Genomic DNA, 25,985 nt, shown 5'->3' on the forward strand with positions numbered 1-25,985 from the left:
TTTCAAATCAATGAAGCAGACCAATCCGGCCTTAGGCCACCGCTGACGCAAAAAGTTTCAGCCACGGCGATACCGCTGATGGCCACCAGCTGATCGTCCTGCACCCATACCGGCCAGTGCGGCCGCAACGGTACCGGCACGCCGGCCTGTTGCAACCACACTGCCAGCGATTTTTCCGGCCGATCATGGGCACGCAATGTCGTCGCCGGGCTGGCGGCCGCCGGTACCAGCTGATAACAGCCAGGCAGCAATCCAAGCGGATTAGCCACGGCGCTAACCGGCGCTCCCGCCCAGGGCAGCGCCACGGCCGGCGGCCAGTTCAGGGTCTGCAATGCGGGCAAGGCAACGGGCCGGTGCAGGTACAGGCTGTGCCGATGCCGATGCAGCCGCCACTCGCCCAACGCCAATACCGGCTGGCGGTCGGGGCGCGCTGTTAGCACCTCGGTAAATACCTGCTGCAGCCATTGCGCTGACGGCGCTGTTACACCGCAGCGGCGCAACCAGCCGCGCAGAATATAGGGTTGTAACAGCGCGGGCTGTTGCAGCAGCTGTTCGCCATCCAGTGCCAGCGCGGCGCATTGCGGCCAGGGCCAGGGCTGTAAACAAGCCTGCAGGTGCGGTTCTAATAATGCCTGCAACACCTGCTGATCCTGCTGCAGTTGTTGCAGGCTGCGCGCTAGCGCCGCCTGCCGGCCGGGAAAGCGCTGCCACAGTTGTGGCAGCAGATGATTGCGCCACCAGTTGCGGTCGTAGCGGTTATCGGCGTTGGATTCATCCTCAATCCATGCCAGCTTCTCTGCAACCGCCCAGGCTTGCAGCTGCGCATGGCTATAACCCAGTAAAGGCCGGAATAAGGTGACACCGGGCTGTAATTGGCGCTGCGCCGGCATGCCAGCGAGGCCATCGAGACCGGCGCCGCGCAGCAAGCGCATAAAAAAGGTTTCGGTCTGATCATCGGCATGCTGCGCCAGCAGCAGCAGATCACCCGGCTGACTGTGGGCACAGAACGCCGCATAGCGGGCCTGGCGGGCAGCCTCCTCAATACCATTGCCGCTTGGTGTTACCTGTACGCGCAGCGTCTGCAGCGGGATCTGTAACTGCGCGCACTGGCTGGCGCAATGCTGCGCCCAGTGGTCAGCGTTGAGGGATAAACCGTGATGAATGTGCAGCGCCCGCAGACGTTCTTTTATGCCCGCCAACCGGGCCAGACTGTGCAGCAGTACGGTGGAATCCAGCCCGCCGCTGAAGCCCACCAGCAACCGCCCGCCCTGATTCAGCAGCGGTTGCAGCAGCGGCAACAAGCACTCAGGCGTAAACGGTGCGCTCATAGACTCAGCTGAACACCAGTTCCACCGCGTCCTCGCCGTAGGCGTAACGCAGTTCCTGCAGCTGTTCGTCGCTGGGGTTCACGCGCCAGCGCTCGCCCAGCTGAATATCGCAGCGGGCCAGGCTGTTGTGGAAATCCAGCACCACCGGGCAGCCGTTTGCCAGCGGTTGCAGCAGACGTTTCAGGTCGGAGCAGAGACTGTCTTCGTGGCGGTCGCCGTCGACACGGATACGGATGGCTTTGGCAAAATTCAGCCGCGCCTGACTGATTTCCATCACGTTGCGGCCGGTGGCTTTGAGGCCGCCGGAATAATCATCGTGGGCAATAATGGCTTCCACTACCAGCACCCGGTCTTTGGCCACGACGTCGCGCACTTTGTCGTAAATATCGGCAAACAGCGCCACCTCCACCCGGCCGGTGCGGTCATCGAGGGTAACGAAGCACATATTGTCGCCACGTTTGTTTTTCATCAGCCGCATATCCACCACCAGACCGGCCAGTTTCTGCGGGGCTTTGCCTTCCTGCAGGTGCGACAGTTTAGTCGGCACCAGTTTGCGCACTTCGGTTTCGTATTCATCAAAGGGGTGGCCGGTGACGAATAAACCAAGGGTGTCTTTTTCGCCCTGCAGACGTTCTTTCAGCGACCAGTCACGCAGGTTGCGGAAGCGTTCGTAGGGGTCGGCGTGCTGCGCTTCTTCTTCCTGCACTTCGCCGAATAAATCCATCATGCCGGCCGCTTCGTTGGCGGCGGTCTGACCGGCGCTCTTAATGGCGTCTTCAAGGCTGGCCATTAATACCGCGCGCGGAGCGGTGACCGCTAGCCGGTCAAAGGCACCGCAGCGCACCAGTGCTTCCATAACGCGTTTATTCAGTTTTTTACCATCGACGCGCTGGCAGAAATCGAATAAATCCTGGAACGGCCCACCGGCTTCACGGGCCTCAATAATGGCGGCCATCGGGCCTTCGCCCACGCCTTTAACCGCGCCCAGACCGTAAACAATGGCGTTGTCATCGTTCACGGTAAAACCAAACTGGCTCTGGTTTACATCGGGCAAAATTAACTCCAGCCCCATCTCGCGGCATTCTTCGATAAAGGTCACCACTTTATCGGTGTTCTGCATATCAGAGGTCAGTACTGCCGCCATAAAGGGGGCCGGATAATGTTGCTTGAGCCACAATGTCTGGTACGACACCACGGCATACGCCGCCGAGTGCGATTTGTTAAAACCGTAACCGGCGAATTTTTCCACCAGGTCGAAAATTTTCATCGCCAGGTCAGGATCAACGCCCTGTGAAATCGCCCCTTCGCGGAAGGTGTCACGCTGCTTGGCCATTTCTTCCGGTTTTTTCTTACCCATCGCCCGGCGCAGCATATCCGCACCGCCGAGCGTATAACCCGACAGCGCCTGGGCGATCTGCATCACCTGTTCCTGATAGACGATAACGCCGTAGGTCGGCTCGAGAATTTCTTTTAAATTTTCGTGTTCAAAATCCGGATGAGGGTAAGCGACTTTGGCACGACCGTGTTTCCGGTTAATAAAGTCATCCACCATGCCCGACTCCAGCGGGCCGGGGCGGAACAGTGCCACCAGAGCGATCATGTCTTCGATATTATCCGGCTGCAGACGGCGGATAAGGTCTTTCATACCACGCGATTCCAGCTGGAATACTGCGGTGGTCTGGGCTTTTTTCAGCAGCGCATAGGACGGCGCATCATCGAGCGGAATACGGTCAATATCCACCAGCGGCAGCCCCAGTTGCTGCTGCTTTTTATTGATGGTTTTTAACGCCCAATCGATGATGGTTAACGTCCGCAGACCGAGGAAGTCGAACTTCACCAGACCGGCTTCTTCCACGTCGCCTTTATCAAATTGCGTTACCAGACCGGTGCCGTCGGGTTCGCAGGCGGTGGGCGAAAAATCGGTGAGTTTGGTCGGTGCAATCACCACGCCGCCGGCGTGCTTACCAGTCTGGCGGGCCACCCCTTCCAGTTTGAGCGCCATTTCCCAGATTTCCTGGGCTTCTTCGTCTTCGTCGAGAAATTCTTTCAGCAGCGGTTCGGTTTTTAACGCCACTTCTAAGGTCATGCCCGGATCGCCGGGAATCAGTTTGGATAATTTATCCGCCAGACCGAACGACTTACCCTGCGCCCGTGCCACGTCGCGCACCACCGCTTTGGCCGCCATGGTGCCGAACGTCACAATCTGCGATACCGCTTCGCGGCCATAGGTGTCGGCCACATAGGCAATCACCTGTTCACGGTTTTCCATGCAGAAGTCGATATCGAAGTCGGGCATAGATACCCGTTCCGGGTTCAGGAAACGTTCGAACAGCAGGTCGTATTCGAGCGGGTCGAGATCGGTAATTTTCAGCGCATAGGCGACCAGCGAGCCGGCACCGGAACCCCGCCCCGGACCAACCGGAATATCGTGGTCTTTGGCCCATTGAATAAAGTCCATCACGATCAGGAAGTAACCGGGGAACCCCATCTGAATAATAATATCCAGCTCGAAGGTCAGACGCTCATCGTAGGGCTGACGTTTTTCGGCATATTCCGGCGACTGTTTATCCAGCCCTTCCAGAATCGTATCCAGCCGCTGCTCCAGCCCCACCTGCGAAATACTGCGGAAAAAATCCGCTTCGGTCATGCCTTGCGGAATCGGGAAGTCGGGCAGGAAATATTTGCCCAGCAACACTTCCACCGAACAACGGCGGGCAATTTCCACGGTGTTTTCAATAGCGGTGGGAATGTCGTGAAATAATGCCGCCATTTCTTCGGCGCTGCGGAAATATTGCTGATCGGAATATTCGCGCGGCCGGCGTTTATCTTCCAGCGCAAAGCCCTGACCAATGGCAACCCGGGTTTCATGGGCTTCGTAATCGTCGGCGGTTAAAAAGCGCACATCGTTGGTGGCCACCAGCGGCACACCGAGTTTACCGGCCATGGCCAGGCTGGCGCGGATAATGGTTTCTTCACCGGGGCGGCCGGTACGCTGCACTTCCAGATAAAAACGCTCGGGAAAATGCTGCAGATATTCCTGCACCAGCAGGCTGGCATCGTCGGGTTTGCCTTTGATAATGCGCTGGCCGACATCGCCATCGCGGCAGCCGGAAAGCAAAATAAGGCCGGTATTTTTCGCCAGCAGCCAGTCTTTTTTTACCACCGCTTTATCGTAATGCTGATTTTCGGCGTAAGCCTGCGAAATCAGTTCGCGCAGGCCCAGATAACCCTCGGCATTCAGACACAGGGCAGTAACGCGGAACGGCTGGGTGACATCATCCGGGTTTTCCAGCCACAGGTCGGCACCCAGAATGGGTTTTACGCCGGCATCCAGACAGCCCTTATAAAACTTCACCAGGCCGAACATATTGGCCTGATCGGTCAGCGCCACCGCCGGCATTTCCTGTGCCGCCGCCGTGCCAATCAGCTTCTTGATGCGGATGGTACTGTCGTACAGCGAGAACTCGGAATGAACCCGCAGATGAACAAAACCCTGTGCCATAACCAACCCGGTAACTCAATCAGATAAGGCCAGCATTGTAGCCATTAAGGGGCCGCAGGTCTTGTGCTGTGGCGCGCCGAAGCGGCCAGTGCGCAGAAGCCGAAGCGCCCTGATGACTTTTATCCAAGGCCGGTGCAGACTAGCGCTTATTCACCCCGATTCACCGGAAATCGTCATGCGCATCGCTATTCTGTCCCGTAATTCCAACCTCTATTCCACCCGCCGCCTGAAAGAAGCCGGCGAACAACGGGGCCACGAAGTCGATATTATCGACACCCTGCACTGTTATATGGACATCACCAGTAACAAACCCGCCGTCCGCTATAAAGGCGAAGCGCTGCCGCATTACGATGCCGTGATTCCGCGCATCGGCGCCTCGGTTACCTTTTACGGCACCGCCGTGGTACGTCAGTTTGAAATGATGGGCACCTACTCCATCAATGAGTCGGTGGCCATCAGCCGCTCGCGCGACAAATTACGCTCGCTGCAGCTGTTATCCCGCAAAGGCATCGGCCTGCCGCGCACGGGTTTTGCTCATCGTCCGGATAATGTCGACGACCTGATCAAAAATGTTGGCGGCGCGCCGCTGGTGATCAAGCTGCTGGAAGGCACCCAGGGCATTGGCGTGGTATTGGCAGAAAGCAAAAAAACCGCCGAAAGCATCATCGAGGCCTTTATGGGCCTGAACGCCAATATCCTGATTCAGGAATACATTAAAGAAGCCGGCGGTGCCGATATCCGCTGTCTGGTGGTGGGCGGCAAGGTGGTGGCGGCGATGAAACGTCAGGCCGCCGAAGGTGAATTCCGCTCGAACCTGCACCGGGGTGGCAGCGCCGAAATTGTGCGTTTATCGGCCGCCGAACGCCGCACCGCGGTGGAAGCCGCCAAGGCCATGGGTCTGAATATGTGCGGCGTGGATATTCTGCGCTCCAACAACGGCCCGCTGGTGATGGAAGTGAATTCCTCACCGGGTCTCGAAGGTATTGAAAGTGCCACCGGCAAAGACGTGGCCGCCATGGTGTATCAGTTCCTGGAAAAAACCACCCGCAGCAGCACCCGCACCCGCGGCAATGGTTAAATACTATTAAGGAATCTATGCAAAGCAGTGTTCTTGAAATTGCCGGGGTCAGCATCCAACCCGGCACAACCCAAAAAATTGAGCTGCCGGTTGGCCGCCTGTACACCGATGCCTCGGTGGCCATGCCCATCTATGTAAAACGTGGCCGCCGCGCCGGCCCCACCCTGTTTATCAGCGCCGCCGTGCACGGCGATGAACTGAACGGCATCGCCATTATTCAGCGCCTGATCGCCAGTAAAGCCCTGAACAGCCTGCGCGGTACCCTTATCGCCGTGCCGGTGGTGAATGTGTACGGGGTGATCAGCCACAGCCGCTACCTGCCCGACCGCCGCGATTTAAACCGCTCTTTCCCCGGCAGTAAAAAAGGCTCGCTGGCGGCGCGCATGGCCAATATGTTTCTGGAAGAAATCGTCAGCAAATGCGATTACGGCATCGACTTTCATACCGGCGCCATTCACCGCTCTAACCTGCCGCAGATCCGCGCCAATTTAGACGATGAAGAAACCGCCGCCATGGCGCGCGCTTTCGGCGTTCCCGTGTTACTGAACTCCGACGTGCGCGACGGTTCATTACGCGGCTGCGCCGCCGAACGGGGCGTAAAAACCCTGCTGTACGAAGCCGGCGAAGCGCTGCGCTTTGACGAACTGTGCATCCGCGCCGGTGAGCGCGGCACCATCAATGTGCTGCGCCACCTAGGCATGCTGCCGAAAAGCCGCAGCCGCAAAACCGCCCTGATCGAACCCGTGGTGGCACGCACCAGCGCCTGGGAACGCGCCACCGACAGCGGTTTTGTGCAATACCATAAAGAACTGGGCGACCGGGTAAAAAAACAGGAATTACTGGCCACCATCCGCGACCCGTTCGGCACCGTACTGGCGGATGTGCGTTCCCGCTATGAAGGCATCATCATCGGCAAGCAGAACATTCCGCTGGCGCAGGAGGGTGAAGCAATGTTTCACATTGCGTACTTTCATCAGCCGGATGATGTGGTGGGGGGCATCGAGCAGTTGCAGGATTTGTTGCCTGACGAGGCGCTTAACTGACGCTGTTGGCCAGCCCGCCGGGCTGAGGTTATTGCCAGCCCTGGCGGGCTGGTTGGCTGCCACTGCGTGGCAGCTTTTTGCGGCTTCCAGCCGCTGTTAGAGCTGCCGCTGCGCGGCAGCTGATGCGGGGCTCCGCCCCTGCACCCCAATGTAAGGAGAGGTGTCTCCTTACAATCCTCTCTGGCCCGCGTCCCAGCTGATCCTGGCTAAAAAAATCCGGTTAAGCCAACGGATCGTAAGGCACGTCCTGTGCCACGATCCTTGCCCGGAGTCATCCGGGCATGGCTACCGTATTTTTTACCTGCGGGCTGGCCCGAATGGGCCGGGAAAAACCGCAGCAATCTGAATAGATTTTTGCGGCCTACGGCCGGATATTTTCTTTTGGTTTTTTGGTTTTGCGCGAAGCGCACAAAAAAACGTTGCCGGCGAAGCCGCTGCGGTTTGAACCGCGCCTATAGCACGCCGAAATGAAGCGTCATTGACAGGTCCGCCCGGATGATTCCGGGCGAGGATCGTGGCACACGACGTGCCTTACGATCCGTGGCCGTCGGCAATGACGGTGAATGAGGAAATACGTGCTATACAGCGCAAAGCTGGAGCGCGAGGATAAGTTCCTCGCAATCGGGGTGCAGGGGCGGAGCCCCGCATCAGGTCGCCAACGGCGGCCTGTCCAGCGGCTGCAGGCCGCATAAGCCGTCACGCAGTGACGGCTAAACCAGCCCGGCAGGGCTGGCAGCGGACTGGCAATAACATCAGCCCAGCGGGCTGAAAAACTCCCGCACGGCATTGCGGTACGTTTGCTCGAGCACGTCCTCAACGCGGATACCTTTCACTTCAGCGATTTTCTCAGCCACAAAGGGCAAATACACCGGCGCATTTTCCACGCCACGGAACGGCACTGGGGTTAAAAACGGTGCATCGGTTTCCAGCAGTAAATGCGTCAGCGGTGTAGCCGCGACTACTTCGCGCACGTTGTCGGCTTTATTGAAAGTAACAATGCCATTAATGCCTAAACAAAAGCCCAGTTCCACCGCCACCTGTGCCAGTTCCATACCCGAAGTGAAGCTGTGTACCACCCCTTTGCGGCGCAGCTGCGGCGCGTATTCACGCAGCATCGCCATGGTGTCGTCGTCGGCTTCGCGGGTGTGAATCACCACCGGTAAATCACACTCGACCGCCAGCTGTAATTGGCGGGCAAAGACCTGACGTTGCACGGTGCGGTCGCAGTGGTCGTAAAAATAATCCAGGCCGATTTCCCCTACCGCCACCACTTTGTCGTGGGCGGCGTGGGTCTGAATGTAGCCGGCGGTATCGTCGCTGAATTTCGCCGCTTCATGCGGGTGTACGCCGAGGGTGGCGAACACATCAGCAAAGCGTTCCGCCAGTGCCAGTACGCCGGGCATATTGTCCGGCTCGACGCTGATGCTCATAAAGCGTTCTACGCCAATGGCGCGGGCGGCGGCCAGAATCTCGTCCGGGGCGGCGGTTTTTAAATAATCGAGGTGAAAGTGGGTCTCGATAATCGGCAGGCCGTAGGCCGGAATGGTGCGGTTTTTCTTGCTCATAACTTACAGCGCACGGGCGGCAGCGGCTAAGCGCATGGCCTGGTCGGCCGCGTTGGCCAACTCCTGCCCTTTCAGCACAAAATGACGGATAAAATAATTGCTGTGTTCGTCGTGCTCGTGGAAATGATGCGGGGTCAGCACGGCGGTTAATACCGGCACTTCGGTTTCCAGCTGCACCTGCATCAGACCATTACACACGGCCGCGGCAACAAAATCGTGGCGGTAAATACCGCCGTCCACCACCAGTCCGGTAGCGGCGATGGCCTGATAACGGCCACTTTTAGCCAGTAATTTGGCCTGCAGGGGAATTTCGTAAGCACCCGGAACTTCAATGGCATCAATATTTTCAGCGGCATAACCACGGGCGAGCAGTTCGGTACGGAATCCTTCCACGCCTTTCATCACGATGTCGGCATGCCAGGCGGCATGAAGAATGGCGACGCGTTGGTGTTGCGGAGCAAAAGTGCTGTTGGTCATGGTGTCGGATTCCGGTTGGTTCGCTGAAGATCAACCGGGCTGGTTACCGGCTGCGCCGGCAATATAGGCAGTTTGACGGATGGCGTCAAAGGTGAAGCCGGCAACGGACTGTGCCGCTGCCGTAAACGATGTCCGGGGTTGTGTCGTCCACAAACCCCGGCGGAACGCATCAGGCCTGCGGGTTACGCGGACGGCGCGGTGCGGAGGAGCGGTTCTGCGGGCGGGCGCTGTCGCTGCGGTTACCATCGGCACGGTTACCGGCACTGCGGTTTCCGTTGGCCGCGGCACCGGCGCTGCGGGGTTTCTGGCTCTGACCTTGTCCTTCAGCACGACGCTGGCCGTCACCTTGCGGACGACGCTGGCCACGGCCGGCACCCGGCGCGCGGGGTTCGCGGTCAAAGGTGTCTTTAAAACCTTTCGGATCTTTGGCTTTTTTCGGTTTGCGCGGTGCGCGCGGACGCGATTCCGGTACCGCTACCTGCGGTTCAAAACCGGCCAGTACGCGGCGTTCAATGCTCTTACCGATCAGGCCTTCAATGCCTTCCAGGTCTTCCAGCTCTTCCGCGCACACCAGCGAAATGGCTTCACCGGTGGCGCCGGCGCGGCCGGTACGGCCAATGCGGTGCACATAGTCGGCCGGCACGTTGGGCAGTTCGAAGTTCACCACATGAGGCAGTTGTTCAATATCCAGACCACGGGCGGCGATATCGGTGGCCACCAGCACGGCAATATCACCGCTTTTGAATTCGGCCAGTGCGCGGGTACGGGCGCCCTGGCTTTTATTGCCATGAATGGCCGCGGCGGTGATGTCGTTTTTCTGCAGGTGTTCCGCCAAGCGGTTAGCACCGTGCTTGGTACGGGTAAATACCAGCACCTGCTTCCACTGGTTGTCTTTCAGCAGCTGGCTGAGCAGTTGCGGCTTACGTTTTTTATCGGCCGGAATGACCCACTGCTCGACACTGTGCGCGGTGCTGTTACGCGGGCTGACGTCGATTTCCAGCGGATCGTGCACCAGGCCTTTGGCCAGGGTGCGAATTTCGGGCGAGAACGTGGCGGAAAACAGCAGGTTCTGCCGCTGTTTCGGCAGCAGCGCCAGAATTTTTTTAATGTCGTGAATAAAGCCCATGTCGAGCATACGGTCGGCTTCGTCCAGCACCAGGAACTCGACCGCATCAAAGCGGATGGCGTTTTGCTGGTACAGATCAAGCAGACGACCGGGGCAAGCCACCAGCACATCCACACCACGACGCAGGGCAATCATTTGCGGGTTAATGCTGACGCCACCAAATACCACGGTAGAGCGCAGCTGCAGGTATTTGCCGTATTCGGCGACGTTTTCGCCGACCTGGGCGGCCAGTTCGCGGGTTGGGGTTAATACCAGGGCGCGGGTGCGGTTAGCACCGGCGGATTTGCCATTCTGCAGCAGGTGCAGCATCGGTAAGGTAAAGCCGGCGGTTTTGCCGGTACCGGTCTGGGCGGCGGCCATCACATCGCGGCCGGCCAATACGGCCGGAATGGCTTGTGCCTGCACGGGGGATGGAATGGTGTAACCCTGTTCGGTCACGGCTTTAAGAATAGGTTCGGCCAGGCCGAGATCAGTAAACTGAGTCATGCTAGAGGTATTCCTGAGAAGCTGACGTAAGAGGTACAGCGGTACGGCGTCAGCAACCCAGACCACGCCGGGCAGGCCCGGGATTTTGCCACCGGACAGTGCCGGCGTTAAGAAGGGGCGGACTGTACCGGAACCCCGGCGGGTAGTCCAGCACAGCCGCGGTTGCGCGGTTATACCGCCAGATAACCACCATCGGCCGCGTAGTAGGCGCCGGTAACAAAGGACGCGGCATCACTGAGCAGCCAGGCCACCAGAGCGGCAATTTCCTGCGGTTGTCCCAAACGCCCGACGGCGTGTTTGCTTTCCAGCGCTGCCACCACCTCCGCCGGTAAACCACCGTCGACCATGGGTGTGTGCACAAAGGCAGGGCCCACCGAGTTGATGCGGATATTGTCCTGCGCGTGTTCTACCGCCGCACATTTGGTTAACCCCACCACACCGTGTTTGGCGGCCACATAGGCCGGCGCACCAGCAAAGGCAACCTGCCCCAGAATGGAAGCCATATTCACAATGCTGCCGCCGCCGTGTTCGCGCATATACCGCAGCTGTTCGCGCTGGCAGTAATAGACACCGTTCAGGTTAATGGCGATCACTTTATCCCAGCCATCCAGCGGATAATCGGCCGAGCTGGCGGAAGGGCCACCGATGCCGGCGTTATTCACCGCCAGATCCAGACCACCCAGCTGCTTAACGGTTTCTGCGGTTGCTGCCGCCACGGCCGCGGCATCACTGACATCCACCTTCAGACCAATGCATTTCACGCCCAGCGCAGCAACGCGGGCCACGGCGTTATCCAGCTGCGGATTAATATCCCAGATCGCCACATCGGCACCGGAACGGGCCAGGGTTTCGGCAATGGCCAGACCAATACCGGAGGCCGCCCCGGTAACAATGGCTTTTTTACCCTGCATTTCGTAATTCATAACAATCTCCTTGTGAGTTTGATCCTGAATGTTCAGAACGCTTTCAGGAGCTCTCACCATGGCACAGCATGATGACAATGGTATTGACCCGGCTCAGGCCGGGTCGGAATTCACGGCTCGCAATGGCCGCAGCAGGAAAAACAAAATAACCGGCATCAGCAGCAACCAGAATAAACCGATAATAAAGGCCGAACGCTGCACGTCCCGCAGGGCACTGGTAAACAGCCGTTGTTCGGTGACCACAAAGGCAAAATATTCTTCACGGTCGCTGATACGGCTGAGGGAAGACACAAAAAAGTAATAATGTTCGCCACTTTCACCCTGCGGCACCATGGCCCGGCCGTTACCCCGCGCAACCATATCCAGTACCGCCGGATAGGGTACGACCGACAGGGCAATATCGCGGGGTATTTCACTGTCATGCAGCCAGCGTTCCTGCAGTTGCGCCAACACATTGCCGGGTAAAGCGGCGATGGCGCTGTTCAGAATGTCTGCCAGTGGCTGTAAATCTTGCCGCAACTGAAAATGTACCGTCGCCGGTAATGCCTGCAGCCCGTTTATTTCACTGTGAAAAACCAGATCACGCAGAAAAAACTGTCCCGCGGTGCGTCTTAAAATGGTTTCGCTGTCGAGGGTGGCAAACGCCTGACCATTGGCCACCATTTCCAGGGCCGTCCGGGTGGAATCAACAATTCGCACGGCCAGATTGGGGTAGCGTTGCTTCAGCACCGCATTCAGCGACCAGCCTTCCGGCATCACCAGCACTCTGGGGTATAAATCCTCCAGATTGGCGGGGGCAGCAGTGTCTTTACGGGTAACCAGCGTGTAATCCAGCGTCAGCCAGGCGTCGGTAAAAATCCCCCGCGCCCGGTTTTCATCCGTCGCAATCACCGGCTGCAGTATTTCCAGCTCGCCTTTATTAAACAGCTGAACTAATTCCGGCCAGCGATAGCCATTAATAAATTCCAGTTCCAGCCCGGTCATACCGGCCAGCAAGCGCAGTAAATCAATACTGTAGCCTTTGGGTTCGCCGGCAATGGCAAAATCAATAGGGGCCCAGTCGGGCTCGTTGGCAACGCGGATTTTGCCCAGACTTTTAATATAGGCTTGCTGCGCTTCGCTGAGGGCTAACGGTGGTGGTTTGGGTAACGCCCGTTGCTGTACCGTGGCATGATTACTGGCCAGTAATTCACCGCTGCGCTGAAATAAAAATAATTCACCATCGAGGCTCAGCGGCTGGCTGCGTAATTGATCGGACAGCGCCGAAAAGGCCACATCCACCGTCAGCACTGCCGGCCGTTCAGTGGCTGCCTGACTGGCGGGAATCTGCAGGGAAAAACTCTGCCCCGGTGCCTGCAGATGCTGAAATAAATACGGGCGGGTTTTATAGACTTTGTTGCGGGTGGCGTTGGTAAACCATAAGCGCTGAGTCGCGTCGTAATCACTGCGTTCGCTGCGGGAATAATTCGCCTGCAGCTGTTCATTCAGGTAGGTAAACCGGCGTTCGCGTTTGGCTCCTTCCCCCTGCACGACAATTTCCACCCAACGGTCACTGGGCATTGCCTGCAGCTGGAGGCGGACATCATCGCTGGTATTCAGGTTCACCAGCTCGTAAAAATCGCCGTTACCAAAGCCGATATAAATGGCATAAAAGACCGGGTTACTGCGCATGACTTCAGCAAACAGTTCTGCGGTATCCGGATGCACCCATTGCTGCTCCATCAGATTGGGGTGCCGGGCCAGAATACGCACAATCTGACTGGCGCGGTTATCAATACCGCTGAGGTAATCGCGGGTGGTGGTCGCGGCCAGTTCGTAGCGGGCCTCAGCGGAACTGAGGGCCATGCTGCGGCTGAAATAATAATGCAGGGCAATTGCCAGCACCGAACTGATAAGACTGACGGCAACCACCACCAGTACCATGCGTTGCCGCCAACGCCAGCGCTGGCGTTGCAGATCTCCTTCCCACTGCATAGATCAACTCCCTAACCGCTTTTGTTCAGACTGCCAGACAGCAGCGCCAACAATCAAGCGTCGTCAGATAATCAGTTCAGCCGTCAGGTCCTGACAGGCAACCGCAATAATATTCTGACGGATCTGCTCGGCCGCTTCACGGCCGGCAATACTTTCCGCCAGTACCAGTTTGCGTTGTTCATCCGTCGCCACGACGCGAAAGTATTCCGTTACCTTGCCATTCATGTTGGCCGTCATGGTCAGTTCCACCTGCAGTTGTTCCGGGGAGCGTAGCTGGGCCTGCCGCTGATACAAAGGGCGCCCCATAAAGCGGCGCACCATGCGTACCTGGCCGGGGCGAATATCGGCCTCCAGGCTGCGCCCCAGTGACGACACACCCAGCCACAGCACCAACAAACCCATTGGCGTAAACAGCAGCGGAAACAGCCACAACATCCCGCCGTCGTCACGGGCGACCTGCAGCATAAAAATACCGATACCGGCAAAAAGCAGCCCCATCAGCATAAACAGCACACTGGTGCCGGCATTGCGGGCCGCGGCGCTGTGCAGCTGCAGCGTATCGCCCTGTTGCCGGGCGGCAATCTGCCGGGTAGCGGATTCTGCCGCCTGTTGCCGGCGTTGCTGCTGTTCCTGTTGCTGTACGCTGGTCGGCGCCTGCCATTGCGCCCGCCCGGCACCGGCGGCCACCGGAATAGTCCAGCTGCGCGACAACGGCAACCGCAGCCTGGTATCGCTGTTGGGCTGCGGCACCCGTAATTCACCTTCACAGGTTAAGGTCCAGAGAATACTGCCACGGTAACCGGGCGCTCCGCTGGCGGGTAACTCTTCCGGCACCTCAAACTGCATATACATCCGGTCATGTTCGGGTATGGCCAGCCGTTCTTCCTGCCACAGTACATCCCTATGTGTTCTGCGATTCTTGCTGCTGCCACTGCTGTACACATGCACACATTCAAGCCGGCAGCGCAAACGCGACACCGGACTGCGGCCGTCCAGCTCAAAATAACCACCGACCTGGCCACCGGCATAACCGGGCAATGGATCCGGAAAAAACGGTGTTGGACCAATCCGTTTATAACCGCGGAACGACAACCAGCCGGCCAGCACCAGACCAGCACCAATTAACGGAAAAATAAGTACCGCGAGAATGCCATGATTGCCTTTGCCCAGTTCATCCGGAAGCGCCCACCAGGCCGGCGAAGTAATCAGAATAAACGTTGCACCAATGCCATACAGCAACCAGCCGGAATGACGTTCATTGCTGGCAATACCAGCGGGTAAGGCACTGTGCTCACCGGCTAACAGACGCTGCTCCTGTTCACCGCGGCGGTCAGCGCGCCACGACCAGACCATAATACCCGCCCCGATGCCGCCAAATAGCAGCATAAAGACGCCACCAAACACCAGCATGGGAACGCGGACACTGCGGTCAAGCACCGCCTCATCCGGCTGATGAGGATTCACCCAGGCCGTTACTTGCCCCGTTTCCTGCTGGCGTTGCAGGTGCCGGTAAAGTTGTTCCCAGTAATCACCGACATTGTCATAGCCGGCATAAAAACTGATGCGCCCGGACTGGTAGGTCTGGCCGGCGTATTGGTATTCATAGCGGCCCACCACTTTACTGGCAGAGTCTTTATTGAATTTAAGCTGCAACTCACTCATCTGCGCCGGGACAGGTTGCCAGGCCATGGCCAGCGCCGTCTGTCCCAGCGGTTTTAATACGGAGAAATAACCCGCTACCAATCCGCCCAGCAAAAAAAATAAACCAAACAATAATCCGCCAATGGATTTACCGCTGCCGGCCCGCTTAGCCATACCACTATGTCCTTTTTATTGATGATGCTTGTAAAACCGGCAACACCGGCACCCGCCAACTGCGGAAAAATTCTGTGTGCTCACCATCAGGCTGTTCTAAAACACCGCCGCAACTCAGTTCCCAATGAATCCTGCCCTGCTGGCTGTCACCGGTGGGCATACAGGACAGCGGAATTAAAAACGACATCTGTACCCGCCCGCGCTGCACTACGGCCGTTTGCTGATGTTGCCAGCGCAGAAAAAACTCGGTGCGCCGGCGGTCCGCAGGGCCAGACTGCACCATCTCAAGACAACGGAGTGTCGCTGCAGGTGGCTGCCGGAACCGTCCCGGCGGGCAGCGGAACCAGCCACTCAGCGCCCCGCCCACCCGGCCGGGTAAGGCTTCGGCCACCAGCGGTGTGGCACCAATACGCTGAAAACGCCGCCACAAGGTAAACGCCCGCCAGCACAACCACAGGCCGCCGACCGGTATCAACACCAGCAGCAGCCGGCCGTATTGCTGCTGCGCCAGCGCTTGCGGTAAAAACCACCACAGCGGCACCGAAACCACCAGCAACAAACCACCCAGCCAGCCAAATAACCAACTGCCATGCTGCTGAATACTGGCAATACTGGCGCCCGCCGGCGGGCCATTCTGCAACAATTCGCGTTGCTGCACATCGGCACGGCCGGTGGTCCAGAACAGATACAACAAACCGCTGCCGATACCGCCAAACAGCAACAATAACAGCGCCACAAACAGCAGCTGATCCGGGCGTACCGGCAAGTATGCCAGCCCGTCCCACCCCTGGCTTTGCCAGGCCTCCAGTGCCGGTACCAAAACCAGCCAAACAGCCGGCAGCAGTCCCGCCAGGATAAACAACAGCGCAAACAACAAAGAAGACAAGGAACGCCCAGAACGGGAGTAGAAAGACACTGGCACAACATCCTGGTCGGAGCCGGAAAAACGGCGATTAACAAAGATCCCGGTGTGGGTCATCAGACTGGCAGGCTAACAAAAAATACACCCAGGTAAAGGCCGGATTCCGCCACCCGGCCGACATTCACCGAAACCCCGGCCTGGCGGGTTCTTATTCCGGCCGGATTCACTATACTGACGGATCATTCATCGCCCGGCTTCGCCATGCCATGCAGAAACGCCCCTCGAAAAACACCGTTCGTGAACAACTGTCGCAGGAAGTAGAAGATTTTCTGCTGCACGGCGGCGCCGTTACGGAAGTACCCCGCGGTGCCTCGGGCTTGCAGGATGGCCGCTATGGTCAGCCGGTGGCGTTCGATAAACCCCGGGAAGAACGCACGCCGGTCTCGGATGTGCTGAAGGTGATTGACCAGCGCCGCGAAGAGCAGCGCAAAACCCATAAACCTGCCGCTTCAAAAAAACCCAAACGGCCGCGTAAAAAAGTGATTTACGACGATTTTGGTGAACCGGTGCGGGTAGTCTGGGAAGAATAACAGCGGCCCGGTTTAACCCGGGTGCTTATGCCAGGGGTTAACCGCGGCCTTAGCAGTGTTTTTTTTCCCCGGCGCAGGTTTGCTTTTGGCGGGCCCGGCGGCGGCCATACTTTTCAGGCGCGTACGAATTGCCGCAACATCCTCCCCCTGTACCCAGCCGATATATACGGCCTCGGTCTGCGCCCGCGCCCAGGGTGTGCGGCGTAAAAAATTCAGGCTGGATTTAATACCGGGGTTACTGCGGAAACAATTAATCCGCACCAGATCACCGAGCGTCGCCCACCCCAGTTCCTGCACCAGCCGGGTTAATAATTGTTCCAGCGTCACTCCGTGCAGCGGGTCTTTGGCAGCACCAGCAGAGGCATTATCAGCGGGTGAAAGAGTCATAAGCAGAAGTCCGGTGGCCGTTAAGAATAAGGAAAAATTGTAAAAGAAAATCAGCGCCGGGTCTTGGCTTCAATCCACTGCGCCATGTACTGAGTGCTTTTCAGGCTGTGGTGACGCAGCATCTGGCTGTAAAAATGTTGCCGGCGATGCTCAGCAATGCTGCCCTGCAACTGCAGTAACTGTTGCTGCAGGCGTGGAGCATGCACAGCATAGGCAAAGCGCTGCTGAATCAACCCCAGCCCCTGCTGCTGCAATAACTGCCACAGTGTTTCATCGCGGTATAACCGCACCGCCGCGGCAGCAAACTCTTCGGCACCATTGGCCAGCAGTACCGGTTCCGCGCCGGCATCGTACATACCTTCGGCACCGATACCGGTGGTAACGGCCGGCGTGCCACTGCGCGCCGCATCGATTAATTTGCCTTTTAAACCGGCTCCAAAACGCAACGGCGCCAGCATTACCCGTGCCTGCTGAATAACCCGGATGGCATCATCGGCCCAGCCTTTTACCAGAAACCCCTCGCGGGCATTGTGCAGCTGCGTGGCTTTCGGTGGTGGGTAAGCACCATAAATATGCAACTCAGCCTGGGGTAATTGCTGGCGGATACGCGGCCATAATGCTTCTTTTAAATAGCGTACGGCATCCCAGTTCGGTTCGTGGCGGAAATTTCCAATAGCGACAAAATGCTGGCGCTGAGAAAAATCCGGTCCCGCCGCCCGAAGCGGCAGATCTTCCATAAAGGGCAGATACAACAGCTGCGTGGCCGGCACCTGAAAGCGCCGCTGCAATATTTCTATTTCCGCCGCTGAAATCATCAGGCTCAGATCACAACGCAAAATAGCGGCAATTTCCCGCACCGCCACTTCACTGAATAAAAACTCATTGTCGACCTGCAACGGCAGCGGCGCCTCTTCAGCCAACAATTTTACTGCGGCTTTGAATTGTTGCTGGCGCGCATGGCGCAAACAATGCAGGTCTTCGGTATCCAGAATGCGCAGCGCCTGCGAACAGAATTTTTCTACCCGCCAGCCGAATTGTTCTTCCATCATAAAGCGGTCAAACAACACCAGCGCGGGCTGCAGCTGCTGCACATAATCATCAAAAGACGAGCAATTTAACGCAATGCGTTGCGGGGTAATGCCCAGTGCCGGTAAATCGGCCGCGTGCTCACTGAATTCCGCCGGCGAGGCGTAATGCACCTGATTGCCGCCGTCCTGGAGGGCACGGATCAGCTGCAGCATACGGCTGCCGGCGGCTGACGAATTGGGCTCGGGCCAGACATAGCCAATAATCAGGGCGGTTTTATTCATAACAGTGGCTGCAGAAAAATAGCGATTATACGCCATTAGCCGCAGCCCGGCGCCCTGCCTCTTCTGTATTACGGCGTGGGTGCTAAACTGCCGGCTCACCGTTGCGGAGTATGCATTGTGCTGTTGCTGGCAAAAATTCTGGTTACGTTTTTCACCGTGTCCTTACTGGCCCAGGTGGCCGAGCGCATGAGCCCGCGCCATGCCGGTTTATTGGCCGGTTTTCCGTTGGGCACCGCCATTGCGCTGTATTTTTTTGGCTGGGAACAAGGCACCGACTTTGCCGCCCGCAGCGCGGTCTTTGCCCTGGCAGGCCTGACCTCGGCTATCTGCTTTGCCTATGGCTACTGGCAGGTGGTGAAACGCCGCGCCGGGCTGCGGTGGTTACCGGTGGCGGTGCTGAGTGGGTTTGCCTGCTTTTTTGCCAGCAGCCTGATCCTGCAGTTTTTACCCGCCAACCGCTGGGTCAGCCTGACGGTGGTGGTCGCGGCCATTTTTCTGTTCCGTACGCTGTTCCGCGACATTACCGAAACCCAGATTAACCGCAGCGCACCGCCGGCCAACTGGCTGGCCGCCCTGCTGAGCAAAAAATCCAATACCCTGATGTTCCGTGCCAATATCGCGGCCGGCTCCATTCTGCTGATTACCGGACTGGCGGCCGTTATTGGTCCGGAACGTGCCGGCCTGCTGGCGGCCTTTCCGGTAAGCTTTTTCCCGCTGCTACTGATTCTGCACGTCAGCTATGGCACGGCGGTGGTCAGCGCCACCATTAAACATTACCCGGATGGTATTGGTGCGTTGGTGGTATACGCCCTGGCGGTCAGCTATCTGTACCCACTGCTGGGGCTGCATTGGGGCACCGCCAGCTCCCTGCTGTGCTCGGTGGCGTACCTGCTGGTCTACGGCTGGCTGCGCGCGCGCCGGCAACCGGCCTGAATCACCGGTAGCGGCGGGTTATTCCGCCGCGCCCCGGGGAGCCTCTGAATAACTCTGCACAGCTCTGCGCGAGTCTTTCCGGACGGCAGAGCAAGGCGGCGAATGCAGAGAATGGCGAGTTCTTTTCAAATTCGCCAACACCGCTATGTGGGCCGGAAAGCCGCGCCCTGCGGGAATTGCAGGAAAGTCCTGACTCGGTGTCGCCGGTTTTTGCCAGAGCCCGCTATGCCTGCAACCCAGCTTCGTGATTCAGAACTTTCCTGCAATCCAGAGCGGGCACCGAGTTATTCAGAGGCTCCCTAGCTGCTATAATGCCGGCCTTTCTGTATCCGTTAAGCCCAAATGCCCTTTACGGGCCTGCCTTGTGGAATCTGCTATGAACGAATTCACCGTCCCCGCCTACCTGCAGGATGCCCGCCAGCTGTTGTCTGAATCAGGCTTTGCCTGCACCGGCCGCTGGTATCACGGCACCGCCTCCGGCCTTATTCCTTCCATTCAGGCCCACGGCCTGCATGGCAGCGGTGACCTGGAACTGCTGACCCGTCAGTTCAAAACCCTGGGTACCATTGGTCACGACATCAGCGACCACAAAGATCCCTTGTTTATTACCCAGAGCAAAGAGCTGGCGTATTTCTGGGCCAATGAAAAAGCCCACACCCGCAGCGTCTATATGAAAAGCGACGAACAGCCGGTGGTGTTTGAACTGAACCTGCCGGAAGACCTGCAACAACAGGTAACCACCGACGCCGGTGGTGCGGCACTGGTGCTGGAACCGGGCAACCTGTATCTGCTGTGGCTGGGGGAACTGTACGACGCCTGTGGTATCAGCAAGCCGGACATCGATCCGCTGCGCGGCGACCGTATGGATTATCTGAACAAACTGGGGCTGGCCTATCTGAGTGCACCGGTGGCGCCGGAGCATTTGTTGTTGCTGCAACCGAACTGATCGCAGCCAACCACCGGACAGTATATTACCTTCCGGCTATACTGTTGCTTTATCTGAATAACCCGTTGCAGAAAAGCGGGTTTTTCCGCTACCTCTTAAGTAGTAGGCTTGGGGCTTTGTGGCTGACCGTCCGTAAACATCATGAAACAACGCCTCGCCTTTACTCTGATGATGTCATTCACCTTATCGGTGCTGATGACCCTGTGGATCACCTTTATCAATCTGGGCGCCGCCCCGGACTTCTTCGCCCGTTGGCTGAAAGCCTGGGTACTGGCCTGGCCGACCGCTTTTGTCATTGCGTTTATTACCGGCCCGACCATTCAGAAATTGTCGCTGCGGTTTAAGTAACACTCCGATTCCAACCAATACCCGTCAATCCTGAGCAGTGAATAACGACCATAAAAAAACCGGCCCTCGTGAGGCCGGTTTTTCAGTGCCCTGAATGCAGGCGCTGTTCTGCTGAGCAGGCTCAGCGGTTGGGCATTACATCATGCCCATGCCGCCCATGCCGCCCATTCCACCCATGTCTGGCATGGCCGGTGCGTCTTTCTTCGGCAGCTCGGCGACCATGGCTTCGGTGGTGATCATCAGACCGGCCACAGACGCCGCCGCCTGCAGTGAGGTACGGGTTACTTTGGCCGGGTCAAGGATACCCATCTCGATCATATCGCCGTACTCACCAGTGGCGGCGTTGTAACCGAAGGCGCCGGAACCGGCTTTCACTTTATCCACCACCACAGAGCCTTCCGCGCCGGCGTTGGCAGCGATCTGACGGATCGGGGCTTCCATGGCGCGCAGGGCCAGGGCGATACCGACGTTCTGATCTTCGTTGTCGCCAACCACTTTCACCTGAGTCAGAGCGCGCACCAGAGCCACACCACCGCCAGGAACCACGCCTTCTTCTACTGCGGCACGGGTTGCGTGCAGAGCGTCATCCACGCGGTCTTTCTTCTCTTTCATTTCCACTTCAGAGCCGGCACCGACTTTGATGACGGCAACACCGCCCGCCAGTTTGGCCACGCGTTCCTGCAGTTTTTCTTTGTCGTAGTCAGAAGTAGAAGCGGCGATTTCGGCACGGATCTGCTCGACACGGGCTTTCACACCATCAGCGGAACCGGCACCGTCAACAATCACGGTGTTTTCTTTGCTGATCACCACTTTCTTGGCAGTACCCAGTACGTCCAGCGTGGTGGTTTCCAGCGACATACCGACTTCTTCAGAAATCACCTGACCACCGGTCAGTACAGCAATGTCCTGCAGCATGGCTTTACGACGGTCACCAAAGCCCGGGGCTTTTACGGCGGCTACTTTGAAGGTACCGCGCAGGTTGTTCACCACCAGCGTGGCCAGCGCCTGACCTTCAACGTCTTCAGCGACGATCAGCAGCGGACGACCAGACTTAGCCACTGCTTCCAGAACCGGGATCAGTTCCTGCAGGTTGTCGACTTTTTTGTCGACCAGCAGCACCAGCGGGTGGTCCAGCTCGACGACCATTTTTTCCTGGTTGTTGATGAAGTACGGAGACAGGAAGCCACGGTCGAACTGCATGCCTTCAACCACTTCCAGTTCGTCTTCCAGGCCTTTGCCTTCTTCAACGGTGATCACGCCTTCTTTACCGACTTTTTCCATGGCTTCGGCAATGATGCGGCCGACGGATTCATCGGCGTTGGCAGAAATAGTACCAACCTGAGCAATGGACTTGGTGTCGGTGCAGGGTTTGGCCTGAGCTTTCAGGGCTTCAACCACCGCCGCAGTGGCTTTGTCGATACCACGCTTCAGGTCCATCGGGTTCATGCCCGCGGCCACAGACTTCAGGCCTTCGTTCACAATGGCCTGCGCCAGTACGGTGGCGGTGGTGGTGCCGTCACCGGCCTGATCGTTGGCCTGGGACGCCACTTCTTTCACCATCTGCGCGCCCATGTTTTCGAACTTGTCTTCCAGTTCAATTTCACGCGCAACGGACACACCGTCTTTGGTGATGGTCGGGGCGCCGAAGGATTTTTCCAGCACCACGTTACGGCCTTTCGGGCCCAGGGTCACTTTAACGGCGTTCGCCAGTACGTTTACACCCGCCAGCATTTTTACGCGGGCGTCATTGCCAAATTTTACTTCTTTAGCAGCCATTTCGGTTTCCTTAAATTCGGGGTCAGTGAAATACGGTTAACAACAGAATTACGCTTCGATAACGCCGTAGATTTCGCTTTCGTTCAGGATCAGCAGGTCTTCACCATCGATTTTGATGGTGTTGGAGCCGGAGTACTTACCGAATACCACGGTGTCGCCTACTTTGACCGACATGGCAACAACGCTGCCATCGTTGGAAACACGGCCAGTACCGACGGCAACCACTTCACCCTGATTCGGTTTTTCAGCAGCAGAACCCGGCAGCAGAATGCCACCAGCGGTGGTTTGCTCTTCTTCCTTGCGACGCACTACCACGCGATCGTGTAAAGGACGGATTTTCATTTGAGGTTTTCTCCACTGTTTAAGCAATGTTTGCTGATAACCGGGGCAGCCTTATCAGGCGGGCCCCAAAATTGTGTGCTCGGTTTCTGGGGGTGAGACCAAGGCTTTTCAACACCCCCGGGTAAAAATTTTCAGTCTTCGCGGCGGTATTCACCATCGATCACATCCGCTGGCGGCTGACGCTGCCCCGGCTGGCGGGTAATGCGGTTGTCGGTGGCATCGAATACATCCCGCTCGCCGCCCACGCTGTGGCTCTGGTACATGGTGACGGTTCCTTTCATCTGCAGCGCCTTTAAGGCTGACCCCGCCAGAGCCTTACGCACCGGCGGCAGCAACAACAACGCGCCGAGAGCGTCGGTAATAAAGCCGGGCACAATCAACAGCGCGCCGGCAAAGGCCAGCAGAAAACCCTCGGCCAGCTCGCGGGCTGGCAAGGTACCGGCGGCCAGTTTTTCACGCGCCCGCAACAAGGTCATTAAGCCCTGGGCGCGGATCAGCACCATACCGACAATGGCAGTGAGAAGAATCAGACCAACGGTCGACAGTGCGCCGATAGCCGTACCAACCTTAATCATGACGGTCAGTTCCAGAATCGGCAGCACTATAAAGAGGATAAGAAACGGCACGGGCAGCTCCGGTGAATAACAACAGAGCGTTATATGGGTGCCCGGGCCGGGATTACAAGCCTGCTTACTGAATCTGTAAGGCAGCCACCTCGGGGTGGCGTTGTTGCCAGCCGTCGATCAGGTACTGCTGGTCAATATCCCAGGGGTGAAAACCGGTGCGGAAGAATTGCCGCATGGATTTCAGGTTGTCGCGCAGAATGCCTTTTTTGCCCCAGAAAAAGCGCGTGGCTTCAACCCATTCTTTCAGGCTGGGAAAATGCCGGTCGGCCTTCAGTAACAGGAACTGGTAATAGGCAATACGCGAGAACAGGCTGAACATTGAAATCACCATTACCCGTTTGCGCATCCGCTCGTTGTTCACCTTCAGGCGGAACACATCAAAAGCCACGGCTTTGTGCTCGATTTCTTCCACCGCATGCCAGATCAGCATATTGCGCACGGTAGGGTCGACCGGATCAAGAATCTCGGGATTTTTCAGCAGAAACTCCGCCATAGACGCCGTAAAGTGTTCCATCGCCACCGTTAAGGCCAGTTGCCGGCCACGCCCGAGGTGCTTTTTCAGCATGGCCACCCGTTGCTGCAAACGACCAGTAATTTCCTGCATCGGGAAGCCCATGTCACCGATGGCCTTATTCAGACCTTCGTGCGAATGGCCGTGATGCGCTTCCTGACCAATAAAGCCGCGGATCTGTGCCAGTAATACCGGATCGTCGATTTCATTCTGGTAATTGCGCACCGAATGAATAAAGAAGCGTTCGCCATCGGGAAACAGCGCCGACAGCGCGTAAAAAAACGTACTGACCAGCGAGTTGTTATTAAAGGTGTATTTGTTCATCGGGGCATCGGTATCGAAGGCCATGCGCCGTGGTTTGATCTCAAATGGCCGGGGTTGATTATGGTTATTCTGGCTCATTGGGTTTCTCCGCGTCAGGCCGGATAAACACCGGCACCCGGGCACTATGGCACAGCAAAATAAGGCTGGCCGGGTGAAATACGGGCAATCCGGCGCTGACCGGCGGCGGCTTTGTACCGGTTGTCGTCACGCATCCACAGCCTTCAGTGTTAGAATCGCCGCCGGTATATTTCTTCAGGTTGTGTCATGCGTTCTTCCCGTCCCCGCTCTGCTTCCAATTCCCGCCGCGCACCGGCCAAACCGCGCAACAACGGCAAAAGCCGCTCTGCTGCCCAGAACAGCGGTATCCGGGCAGAACTGCAAACCCTGTGGACGCAGTGGCAACACAGCACTCCCAAACCTCCGCTGGACCGCTGGCTGCGCGCCCAGCGCCATCCCAAAGCTGAACTCAGCCAGGTGCTGACCCACAGCGAAGCCATGTTTCATGCCCTGCGCTTTCAGCAACTGGCCTGCGCCCTGGAAGCCCTGCTGGACGATAACAACCTTGATCTGAACGCCTGGGATAGCCGCTGGCAGGAAGACGACACCCGCCAGCTGCACCCCACCGCCTTCTGGTACTGGATTGAACTGCGCAGTCTGCGCGGCTGGGGTTTTACCCGCGCCGTGCGCCAGCAGGAGCAGCGGCTGGCCTTATTTCAGCGCCTGGAAACTCAGGTAAAAAATGCGCCGCAATCCCCGCTGGCACTGCTCTGGCACGGCATACGCCCGCAGTGGCTGCCGCTGCTGCAGGAACGCGCCCGCCGCAGTGGCTGGGCCACGGCCGACCTGCAACGTTTTCTGAATATGCAGAACCAGCAACCACCGCTGTGGCTGCGGGTGAATGAACTGCAGGGCCCGGCCGATACCGATACCCTGCGCCAGCTGCAGCAACAACTGCAGGAAGACGGCATCAGCGCCCAGCTGCGCGATAACGCCCTGTGCGCCACCGGCGGCAAAGGCGTGCAGCAAAGTGCGCTGTTCCGCAGCGGCCGCATTGAAGTGCAGGATTTCGCCAGCCAGCAGATTGTGCTGGCACTGGACCCGCAACCGGGTGAAAAAATCTGGGATACCTGCGCCGGGGCCGGCGGCAAAAGCCTGGCACTGGCCAGCCGACTGCAGAACAAGGGCGCGTTAGTGGCCACCGACCTGCACAGCTACAAACTGGATGAACTGAAACGCCGCGCCAGCCGCGCCGGCGCGCGCAATATCCGTACCTTCGTCTGGAACGGTAACGAACCGCTGCGGTTGCCACAGGAAATTGCCCGCCACGGTGGGTTCGACAAAATTCTGGTCGATGCGCCCTGCACCGCCACCGGCACCTGGCGCCGCAACCCGGACGCCCGCTGGCGCTTTAACGACAGCAGCCTGCAGGAACTGCTGGCGCTGCAACAACAGTTGTTAACCCAGGCTGCCGCCGCACTGCGCCCCGGTGGCCTGCTGGCCTACGCCACCTGCAGCTGGCTGAGCGCCGAGAACGAAGAACAAGTGGCCCGCTTCGCCACCGCCAGTGGCTTCAGCGTGCAGGAGCAGCGCTTACTGGGTGCCCCGCACCACGACAGCGACTGTATGTTTGTGGCGCTGCTGCGCAAGCCGGAGTAATCCGGCTGTCTGCCATTGCTTATTCCGGATTAGGCTCATAAAAAAACACCGCCGTGC

22 protein-coding genes are annotated in these 25,985 nt (G+C 57.9%); 7 read left to right on the forward strand and 15 right to left on the reverse strand.

Annotation, left to right across the window (positions count from 1 at the left end):
• Nucleotides 1-2 precede the first annotated feature (2 nt).
• On the reverse strand, nucleotides 3-1,328 hold the full coding sequence (gene tilS, locus GJQ55_RS10265) for a tRNA lysidine(34) synthetase TilS (RefSeq protein ID WP_228344873.1): 1,326 nt from the start codon (nucleotides 1,326-1,328) through the stop codon (nucleotides 3-5).
• 4 nt (nucleotides 1,329-1,332) lie between these two features.
• Nucleotides 1,333-4,830: a DNA polymerase III subunit alpha gene (gene dnaE / locus GJQ55_RS10270; RefSeq protein WP_228344874.1), complete on the reverse strand. Its 3,498-nt coding sequence runs from the start codon at nucleotides 4,828-4,830 to the stop codon at nucleotides 1,333-1,335.
• Nucleotides 4,831-5,005: 175 nt separating this feature from the next.
• Here dnaE and rimK point away from each other — a divergent pair, with 175 nt between their 5' ends.
• Nucleotides 5,006-5,908, forward strand: coding sequence for a 30S ribosomal protein S6--L-glutamate ligase (rimK, locus tag GJQ55_RS10275; RefSeq protein ID WP_228344875.1), 903 nt, complete (start codon nucleotides 5,006-5,008; stop codon nucleotides 5,906-5,908).
• Nucleotides 5,909-5,925: 17 nt separating this feature from the next.
• Entirely contained in the window at nucleotides 5,926-6,951 is a 1,026-nt protein-coding gene (locus GJQ55_RS10280) for a succinylglutamate desuccinylase/aspartoacylase family protein (RefSeq protein ID WP_228344876.1), read from the forward strand.
• A 752-nt stretch (nucleotides 6,952-7,703) separates the two neighbouring features.
• On the opposite strand, the gene GJQ55_RS10285 is transcribed toward GJQ55_RS10280, so the two are convergent.
• From GJQ55_RS10285 to GJQ55_RS10315, 7 genes are all read right to left on the reverse strand, one after another.
• Nucleotides 7,704-8,516, reverse strand: coding sequence for a TatD family hydrolase (locus GJQ55_RS10285; RefSeq protein ID WP_228344877.1), 813 nt, complete (start codon nucleotides 8,514-8,516; stop codon nucleotides 7,704-7,706).
• A gap of 3 nt (nucleotides 8,517-8,519) precedes the next feature.
• The gene (locus tag GJQ55_RS10290; RefSeq protein WP_228344878.1) at nucleotides 8,520-8,993 is read right to left on the reverse strand and encodes a 6,7-dimethyl-8-ribityllumazine synthase; all 474 of its coding nucleotides are present in this window, start codon (nucleotides 8,991-8,993) and stop codon (nucleotides 8,520-8,522) included.
• Nucleotides 8,994-9,162: 169 nt separating this feature from the next.
• Nucleotides 9,163-10,605, reverse strand: a complete 1,443-nt coding sequence (locus GJQ55_RS10295) for a DEAD/DEAH box helicase (protein WP_228344879.1) — start codon at nucleotides 10,603-10,605, stop codon at nucleotides 9,163-9,165.
• 170 nt (nucleotides 10,606-10,775) lie between these two features.
• Entirely contained in the window at nucleotides 10,776-11,528 is a 753-nt protein-coding gene (locus tag GJQ55_RS10300; protein ID WP_228344880.1) for an SDR family NAD(P)-dependent oxidoreductase, read from the reverse strand.
• A 93-nt stretch (nucleotides 11,529-11,621) separates the two neighbouring features.
• Nucleotides 11,622-13,502: a transporter substrate-binding domain-containing protein gene (locus tag GJQ55_RS10305; protein WP_228344881.1), complete on the reverse strand. Its 1,881-nt coding sequence runs from the start codon at nucleotides 13,500-13,502 to the stop codon at nucleotides 11,622-11,624.
• 63 nt (nucleotides 13,503-13,565) lie between these two features.
• On the reverse strand, nucleotides 13,566-15,317 hold the full coding sequence (locus GJQ55_RS10310) for a DUF3592 domain-containing protein (RefSeq protein WP_228344882.1): 1,752 nt from the start codon (nucleotides 15,315-15,317) through the stop codon (nucleotides 13,566-13,568).
• 4 nt (nucleotides 15,318-15,321) lie between these two features.
• Nucleotides 15,322-16,203, reverse strand: coding sequence for a hypothetical protein (locus GJQ55_RS10315; RefSeq protein WP_228344883.1), 882 nt, complete (start codon nucleotides 16,201-16,203; stop codon nucleotides 15,322-15,324).
• A 242-nt stretch (nucleotides 16,204-16,445) separates the two neighbouring features.
• On the opposite strand from GJQ55_RS10315, the gene GJQ55_RS10320 reads away from it, so the two are divergent.
• Nucleotides 16,446-16,769, forward strand: a complete 324-nt coding sequence (locus tag GJQ55_RS10320; protein WP_228344884.1) for a hypothetical protein — start codon at nucleotides 16,446-16,448, stop codon at nucleotides 16,767-16,769.
• Between the two features lie 12 nt (nucleotides 16,770-16,781).
• Here the strand turns inward: GJQ55_RS10320 and GJQ55_RS13480 are convergent, their stop codons facing one another.
• Complete coding sequence (locus GJQ55_RS13480) at nucleotides 16,782-17,156, reverse strand: VF530 family protein (protein ID WP_479266819.1); 375 nt, start codon at nucleotides 17,154-17,156, stop codon at nucleotides 16,782-16,784.
• 50 nt (nucleotides 17,157-17,206) lie between these two features.
• Nucleotides 17,207-18,466 carry a glycosyltransferase gene (locus GJQ55_RS10330; protein WP_228344885.1) on the reverse strand — a complete coding sequence of 420 codons (1,260 nt, stop codon included), beginning with the start codon at nucleotides 18,464-18,466 and terminating at the stop codon, nucleotides 17,207-17,209.
• Nucleotides 18,467-18,583: 117 nt separating this feature from the next.
• Here GJQ55_RS10330 and GJQ55_RS10335 point away from each other — a divergent pair, with 117 nt between their 5' ends.
• From GJQ55_RS10335 to GJQ55_RS10345, 3 genes are all read left to right on the forward strand, one after another.
• Nucleotides 18,584-19,399 carry a hypothetical protein gene (locus GJQ55_RS10335; protein WP_228344886.1) on the forward strand — a complete coding sequence of 272 codons (816 nt, stop codon included), beginning with the start codon at nucleotides 18,584-18,586 and terminating at the stop codon, nucleotides 19,397-19,399.
• A 376-nt stretch (nucleotides 19,400-19,775) separates the two neighbouring features.
• On the forward strand, nucleotides 19,776-20,345 hold the full coding sequence (locus GJQ55_RS10340; protein ID WP_228344887.1) for a hypothetical protein: 570 nt from the start codon (nucleotides 19,776-19,778) through the stop codon (nucleotides 20,343-20,345).
• A gap of 141 nt (nucleotides 20,346-20,486) precedes the next feature.
• Complete coding sequence (locus GJQ55_RS10345; RefSeq protein WP_228344888.1) at nucleotides 20,487-20,693, forward strand: DUF2798 domain-containing protein; 207 nt, start codon at nucleotides 20,487-20,489, stop codon at nucleotides 20,691-20,693.
• A 135-nt stretch (nucleotides 20,694-20,828) separates the two neighbouring features.
• Here GJQ55_RS10345 and groL read toward each other — a convergent pair whose 3' ends face one another.
• The 4 genes from groL to GJQ55_RS10365 form a co-directional block, all read right to left on the reverse strand.
• Nucleotides 20,829-22,469: a chaperonin GroEL gene (groL, locus tag GJQ55_RS10350; protein WP_228344889.1), complete on the reverse strand. Its 1,641-nt coding sequence runs from the start codon at nucleotides 22,467-22,469 to the stop codon at nucleotides 20,829-20,831.
• Nucleotides 22,470-22,517: 48 nt separating this feature from the next.
• A complete protein-coding gene (locus GJQ55_RS10355; protein WP_228344890.1) occupies nucleotides 22,518-22,811 on the reverse strand; it encodes a co-chaperone GroES in 294 nt (97 codons plus the stop codon).
• A gap of 131 nt (nucleotides 22,812-22,942) precedes the next feature.
• Nucleotides 22,943-23,437, reverse strand: coding sequence for an FxsA family protein (locus tag GJQ55_RS10360; protein ID WP_228344891.1), 495 nt, complete (start codon nucleotides 23,435-23,437; stop codon nucleotides 22,943-22,945).
• Nucleotides 23,438-23,501: 64 nt separating this feature from the next.
• Complete coding sequence (locus GJQ55_RS10365; RefSeq protein ID WP_228344892.1) at nucleotides 23,502-24,350, reverse strand: metal-dependent hydrolase; 849 nt, start codon at nucleotides 24,348-24,350, stop codon at nucleotides 23,502-23,504.
• 186 nt (nucleotides 24,351-24,536) lie between these two features.
• Between GJQ55_RS10365 and GJQ55_RS10370 the strand changes: the two genes are divergently transcribed.
• Nucleotides 24,537-25,928, forward strand: coding sequence for an RsmB/NOP family class I SAM-dependent RNA methyltransferase (locus tag GJQ55_RS10370; protein ID WP_228344893.1), 1,392 nt, complete (start codon nucleotides 24,537-24,539; stop codon nucleotides 25,926-25,928).
• Nucleotides 25,929-25,985: the final 57 nt, after the last annotated feature.

The organism is Venatoribacter cucullus, from assembly GCF_016132445.1.
In the GTDB taxonomy this organism is placed as follows: Bacteria; Pseudomonadota; Gammaproteobacteria; order Pseudomonadales; family Oceanobacteraceae; genus Venatoribacter; species Venatoribacter cucullus.

Coding starts and splice junctions, on each gene's coding strand:
- GJQ55_RS10295 (WP_228344879.1), bottom strand. CDS start 10,605: ATGACTCAGTTTACTGATCTCGGCCTGGCCGAACCTATTCTTAAAGCC.
- tilS (WP_228344873.1), bottom strand. CDS start 1,328: ATGAGCGCACCGTTTACGCCTGAGTGCTTGTTGCCGCTGCTGCAACCG.
- GJQ55_RS10280 (WP_228344876.1), top strand. CDS start 5,926: ATGCAAAGCAGTGTTCTTGAAATTGCCGGGGTCAGCATCCAACCCGGC.
- GJQ55_RS10345 (WP_228344888.1), top strand. CDS start 20,487: ATGAAACAACGCCTCGCCTTTACTCTGATGATGTCATTCACCTTATCG.
- GJQ55_RS10370 (WP_228344893.1), top strand. CDS start 24,537: ATGCGTTCTTCCCGTCCCCGCTCTGCTTCCAATTCCCGCCGCGCACCG.
- GJQ55_RS10355 (WP_228344890.1), bottom strand. CDS start 22,811: ATGAAAATCCGTCCTTTACACGATCGCGTGGTAGTGCGTCGCAAGGAA.
- GJQ55_RS10320 (WP_228344884.1), top strand. CDS start 16,446: ATGCAGAAACGCCCCTCGAAAAACACCGTTCGTGAACAACTGTCGCAG.
- GJQ55_RS10310 (WP_228344882.1), bottom strand. CDS start 15,317: ATGGCTAAGCGGGCCGGCAGCGGTAAATCCATTGGCGGATTATTGTTT.
- groL (WP_228344889.1), bottom strand. CDS start 22,469: ATGGCTGCTAAAGAAGTAAAATTTGGCAATGACGCCCGCGTAAAAATG.
- GJQ55_RS10300 (WP_228344880.1), bottom strand. CDS start 11,528: ATGAATTACGAAATGCAGGGTAAAAAAGCCATTGTTACCGGGGCGGCC.
- GJQ55_RS10285 (WP_228344877.1), bottom strand. CDS start 8,516: ATGAGCAAGAAAAACCGCACCATTCCGGCCTACGGCCTGCCGATTATC.
- rimK (WP_228344875.1), top strand. CDS start 5,006: ATGCGCATCGCTATTCTGTCCCGTAATTCCAACCTCTATTCCACCCGC.
- GJQ55_RS10305 (WP_228344881.1), bottom strand. CDS start 13,502: ATGCAGTGGGAAGGAGATCTGCAACGCCAGCGCTGGCGTTGGCGGCAA.
- GJQ55_RS10290 (WP_228344878.1), bottom strand. CDS start 8,993: ATGACCAACAGCACTTTTGCTCCGCAACACCAACGCGTCGCCATTCTT.
- GJQ55_RS10340 (WP_228344887.1), top strand. CDS start 19,776: ATGAACGAATTCACCGTCCCCGCCTACCTGCAGGATGCCCGCCAGCTG.
- GJQ55_RS13480 (WP_479266819.1), bottom strand. CDS start 17,156: ATGACTCTTTCACCCGCTGATAATGCCTCTGCTGGTGCTGCCAAAGAC.
- GJQ55_RS10365 (WP_228344892.1), bottom strand. CDS start 24,350: ATGAGCCAGAATAACCATAATCAACCCCGGCCATTTGAGATCAAACCA.
- dnaE (WP_228344874.1), bottom strand. CDS start 4,830: ATGGCACAGGGTTTTGTTCATCTGCGGGTTCATTCCGAGTTCTCGCTG.
- GJQ55_RS10330 (WP_228344885.1), bottom strand. CDS start 18,466: ATGAATAAAACCGCCCTGATTATTGGCTATGTCTGGCCCGAGCCCAAT.